The sequence below is a fragment of the Hyphomicrobium sp. genome (assembly GCF_020852195.1).
GTDB lineage: Bacteria > Pseudomonadota > Alphaproteobacteria > Rhizobiales > Hyphomicrobiaceae > Hyphomicrobium_C.
The window spans coordinates 1-4,624 of sequence record NZ_JADZBI010000176.1 but is presented as its reverse complement, the minus strand read 5'-3'; the positions used below and the strand labels follow the sequence as shown (position 1 = coordinate 4,624).

Here is a 4,624-nt window from a genome sequence, read left to right as displayed (position 1 = left end):
GCTCGCACCACGCGCCATGCCAGCTATCGCGTGAGCCAGCGCACCCGCAAGCGCATCGAGGAGATCTTCGGCTGGCTCAAGACGGTCGGTGGCATGAGAAAGAGCCGCGTGATCGGCATCGCTCGCACTCAGATGCAGGCGTATCTGGCCGCCAGCGCCTACAACCTGCTCAGGATGTCGCGGCTGGTGCCGATCGGAACATCGTGACAGCGAGCCGATGAACACGGTCATGAACATCCGATCAGCAACAGATCCCCAACCCGAACTGTGGCAACGGCTTGATCTTCGGGCCGATGTCATCAGATCGCTCATGTCCGGGCGTTCTGCATCACCCTGTTAGAAGGCCCGTGGTGGGAAATGACCTTCCGCACCACGGACCAAGCAGTTTAGCCTAGTCGTTTACAATGCTCGCACTGGGGCCGCCCACCAGTGCCGGGCACTTTGTTTTGCCGCTCGATATTGTTGCCCTCCGTGCACTTGTCATTGTCGTGGTACACGTTTCTGTCACTGGGCTTCTTCGAGTGGAAAGCTGGAACTTTAGCCATTTCTTAACTCCCTCAATTGTTTTCAGGGGCTGAACTTACGCCTGGTCTGCTAGTGCTGCAATCTCTTCGAGAGACCAAACGTGATCCGAAACGCCTGCGGTCATTGCCGGAGTAATTCGCAGCGACTGATGGATGCGGCCGAAGTTGTAGTACATGAAGTGAAGCGCGGCCGCATGGCCGAGGTTTTCGAGCTTCTTTGAAAAGCCGTTCGTCAGGCGAGTGGCGCGACGCATGGACAGACGCATCGTAAGGTTCTGGCGCTCGACGTAGGACGTGCTGATCGCGTCTGCCTCCGGCTCACCCGTGACCGTGGAGACGCGCGTACCGCAGAAGCTGCTCGGGCTGTACTTGCGCTCCGGCGTCTTATTCTTCGGCTCGCCGTAGATTTTCACGAGCATGGCGTAGTTGATGCCCGCGCCGAACGCCGCTTCAACGGCTTCCAGATACGCTTTGTGGCCGTCCGTGGGGAGCTGCACGCGGCTCGCGAGACGGCCGGCCAGGTCCTGTATGAAGTCGTAGGCGATCCCGCCGTCGCGCGGGCCGATCACCCACGAGGCAACGAGCTTGGCGTCCGCATCAATCGCGGTCCACTTCCATGCATCGCCCACGCCCTCCGGGCGGCCTTGGCGTCCGCGACGTTCTTCTGCTTGGCGTAGACGAAGGACCAGATTTCATCGCACTGGATGCGCTTGCAGGGCAGATTCCGAAGTGCCTTGTCCTGATAAGCCGCGCAGGCCGCGCCGACATCCGTCAGCAGCTTGACCACGGTGCAGGCGCAAAAGGGGCCAAGGCCAATGTCACTTGTCGAAACCTGTACGGAAACTGGGGCAAGGCCAGTGGTCAGACGCTAGTAACGTCGTCGCGGAGGGACTGGTATCTGAGGCAGTTCTGAAAGAACCATATTCTTCATTCGAGAGTGACGAATGGGCCACGGAGGTAGGGCGTGGAAATGTGGGGTATAGTTGCCCGTGGCGGTTCATGGGTGGAACTCCTGCCCACGGAGAGGGCCATGGCAAGTGTGTACCCTGCCTTGAGTGCATCGGCGCGACTGACCTGGAAGGTCGTCTCGTTCCCGGTCATAGCTAGTCTCTTGCTGCTGAAGCCGATCGTGGATTTCCTCTGCGGCTTCCTGCTGATCGGCGGCCTCGTGGCTGCCATCGCCTTCGAGCTCTCTGCCGTGGGCCCACGGTTCCCGTTTCTGCTGATCGCGGGTATGGCATTGGGCTTTGGCCTGTTCGCCATGCTTTATCAGCTCGTGCTGATGGTCCTCGTCAGGGACTAGCCGAACGCCGGCTACGACAGCCCGCGCACACTTCACGCCGTCGCGCCCCTGTATCGATCAGCATGGTGCTATGGCAGGTTCGACATCGGAGCAATTCGATAGCCTCGGAGCGGGCCGTGCCCTTGGCCAATAGCACGGCTTGGTCGAATTCCATGTCGGCGTCCGGTTCCCACGCACGAAATATTTCATAGGCCACACACAGGCGCTCGCCGCTTTCAAGCCCCGGCCGCAAATCCCAGGCCTTGCCGGAAGGCATCGAGCGATGGCATAGGGCCTGATGGATGCTGGCGAATACGGTCGCGTGACTGAGCCGCGCGGCAGAGCGGAAAAACGTCTGGAAGGAAGTCGGTGCTGGTCCACGAAAGCCATCAGCAGCTCTGGGGAGCCAACGCCTTTTGAGCGTAATGAGACGGTCGGGCGTCAGCCCGCTCCAGTCGCACGCGGTCTGTACGCGGGCTCCATGCGCGAGCAACCGCAGACCCAGCTGGATTCGTCGATAGTGGCGGTCGAATCTCACGTCGTCGATTGTCGTAGCCATAGCCCAACCTGCGAGTTTCTATACAAACACACCGGAAAGTGAAGCTGACTTCGGCGCCGCGCATCCGAAGAATCTGTTCGTCGCAACAGTGATTCAGCGGGGATGCACATGAGAACCTCTCCAGACCGGCCGCCGGCCGATGTGCGGTCGCTCTACTGCTACAAGTGGAAGGGCGCCGACGCCATCGGCTTGGCTCAGCAACTGAACGAGCAGTTCATCGAGCTGTTCTGCGAGCTTTGCTTCGACGCTCAGTGCGGCAACCCATTTCCGCTCGTCGCGACGCACCGGGACCTGTGGGGTCGCCTCGATCCTATCTCGCGCAAACGGCTGGCGCTCTTTCCGTTTGTGATTGTCGATCTGCGATTCGGCGATGCGGCGTGGTGGCGAATGGCGGCGCGCAACGGCGCACAGGCACGCATCAGCGCGGACGGGGCGACGCCTGTGACCCGCTGGGAATGGCTCGCGCTCGAGACCCTGATGTTCGCCTGGCAGGTCGCACGTGAAGATCGTGGGGTTGCCTTGATGATTTTCGGTATGCCGCCGTTGGTGGCCGAATGCATCGCCACATTGACAATGCAACAAGTGCGGACGTTCGCCGTCGAGTGTGCAAAGCGTCTGCGTATTCGCTGGGACGACGACCCGAAGTTCTGGCGGGAGCTGTTGATTGCGGCGCGCGAGCCGGAGGAGACCACCCTGCAGAGCCTCAGGCGCGAAGCAGAGCTGCACTTCTGCGGAGAGCTGATTCATGCGCAATGCGCCGGTGGCGCCCCCCTGTCGTTGATTGCGGAGAATAGGATGGACGCTGCGCAGGAGGAATGACAACAGAGTCCGCGCGTGAAGTTTGCAGGATTGTGGAGTTTCGGGTGGATTTCCCCGGAAACCTGTACTGCTTCGCCAGCCGGCGCGCGTGATTCGATGGCATCCCCACAAAAGGGAGGGGATGAGCCGTGGACCAGCGCACCCAGACTCGCAGAGGCAACAATCTGTTCGCCCACCTCGCCGCCGCGGCGGCGCTCCTCGTTCCCGGCGCCACTTTTGCGCAGGGATCGCCCTTTGATACGGGTGCCAATTCACTCGTGACGTTTGCCCTGACGATCGCGACGCCCGTCGCCATATTGATCGTCATCGCGCTCGCCATCGCCGCCGCCGTTGGCCGGATCTCCTGGGGCTGGGTCATCGGCGCGCTGATCGGCATCGCAGCGATCTTCGGTGCACCGCAGATCGTGGCCTGGATTCGGGCCCTGTTCGGCGTGTAGGGGGCATGGGTCGTGGAAGCGTACAACGCCGGGGTCACCGCCGATCCGCTCTTCGTCGGGGTCACCCGACCGCCGATGCGCGTCGGCGTGACCTACGCGGCGTTGCTGCTCAATGCCGCGTTCACGATGGAAATGTTTCTGCTGACCAAGAACCTTCTCGTCCTGCTGATCATGCTGCCCGTGCACGGCATCTGCATGCTCTTGTGCGCGCGTGACGCGCGCTACTTCGACCTGCTCCTGATGTGGACGAAGACCCGACTCCTTGCCTACTTCAGCAGCATCCGCTTCTGGAAGGGGGCGAGCTACAGCCCGCTGTTGCTCGACCTGCCGGATCGGAACGGTCGGAGAAAGGCCATCGCGACGGTGCGACTCTCATGAAACGCGCGACGGCCCTGAAGCGCGAACTGCCGGCGGCCCTTCGCATCCCGTATCGCGTGCAGCTCTCGCCGCATGTGGTGCGGACGGAGGCCGGCGACTATGTGCAGGTGTTCCGGCTCGACGGCGCGAGCTTCGAGACGGCCGACGATGGGGTGCTGAACAACTGGCACGAACGGCTGAACGTGCTGTGGCGAAACATCGCCGCACCGAATGTCGCGCTATGGATGCATGTCATCCGTCGGCGGGAAAGGGTCCGGTCGGGCAGCACCGGAAGCATGGCGGCGGACAACTTCGGGCAGAGACTCTCGGTCCGCTATCAGGCGCGGTTGTCCACCGAGACCCTGATGGTCAACGAGCTGTACCTGTCGGTGGCCTACCGAGCGATTGCCGGAGCGGCGCCGAATCTCCTGGCACGCCTGCTCAGCGCGAAGGCCGCAGAACACCGGCTCGCGGAGCACACGGACGCGCTCGATGCCTGCGAGAAGCTCGCCCAGACGGTGGGCTCCTCACTTGCCCGCTACGATCCCGAGCGGCTTGGTGTCTACGAGTCTGGCGGGCGCCTGTACTCGCGCGCGCTGGAGTTCTTCGGGCAGCTGGTGAATGCGGACCTGTCGCCCGTGCCGCT

At 62.2% G+C, this 4,624-nt stretch carries 5 protein-coding genes and 2 pseudogenes; 6 read left to right on the top strand and 1 reads right to left on the bottom strand.

Features of this window, described 5'->3' with window-relative positions:
* On the top strand, positions 1-207 hold a 207-nt coding region (locus tag IT540_RS15295; RefSeq protein WP_291179735.1), incomplete at its 5' end, for a transposase.
* Between the two features lie 379 nt (positions 208-586).
* Here the strand turns inward: IT540_RS15295 and IT540_RS15290 are convergent.
* Positions 587-1,314 (bottom strand): annotated as a pseudogene (locus IT540_RS15290) (IS1 family transposase); the annotation flags it as partial.
* Between the two features lie 240 nt (positions 1,315-1,554).
* Here IT540_RS15290 and IT540_RS15285 point away from each other — a divergent pair.
* The 5 genes and pseudogenes from IT540_RS15285 to IT540_RS15265 all read left to right on the top strand — a co-directional run.
* Positions 1,555-1,827 (top strand): hypothetical protein, encoded by a 273-nt coding sequence (locus IT540_RS15285; protein ID WP_291179732.1) that lies wholly within the window; start codon positions 1,555-1,557, stop codon positions 1,825-1,827.
* 646 nt (positions 1,828-2,473) lie between these two features.
* Positions 2,474-3,184, top strand: coding sequence for a hypothetical protein (locus tag IT540_RS15280; protein ID WP_291179729.1), 711 nt, complete (start codon positions 2,474-2,476; stop codon positions 3,182-3,184).
* Positions 3,185-3,312: 128 nt separating this feature from the next.
* Positions 3,313-3,621, top strand: coding sequence for a TrbC/VirB2 family protein (locus IT540_RS15275; RefSeq protein ID WP_291179726.1), 309 nt, complete (start codon positions 3,313-3,315; stop codon positions 3,619-3,621).
* Positions 3,622-3,633: 12 nt separating this feature from the next.
* Positions 3,634-3,999 (top strand): VirB3 family type IV secretion system protein, encoded by a 366-nt coding sequence (locus IT540_RS15270; RefSeq protein ID WP_291179724.1) that lies wholly within the window; start codon positions 3,634-3,636, stop codon positions 3,997-3,999.
* Positions 3,996-4,624 (top strand): annotated as a pseudogene (locus IT540_RS15265) (hypothetical protein); the annotation flags it as partial. The gene IT540_RS15270 and the pseudogene IT540_RS15265, both read left to right, overlap by 4 nt.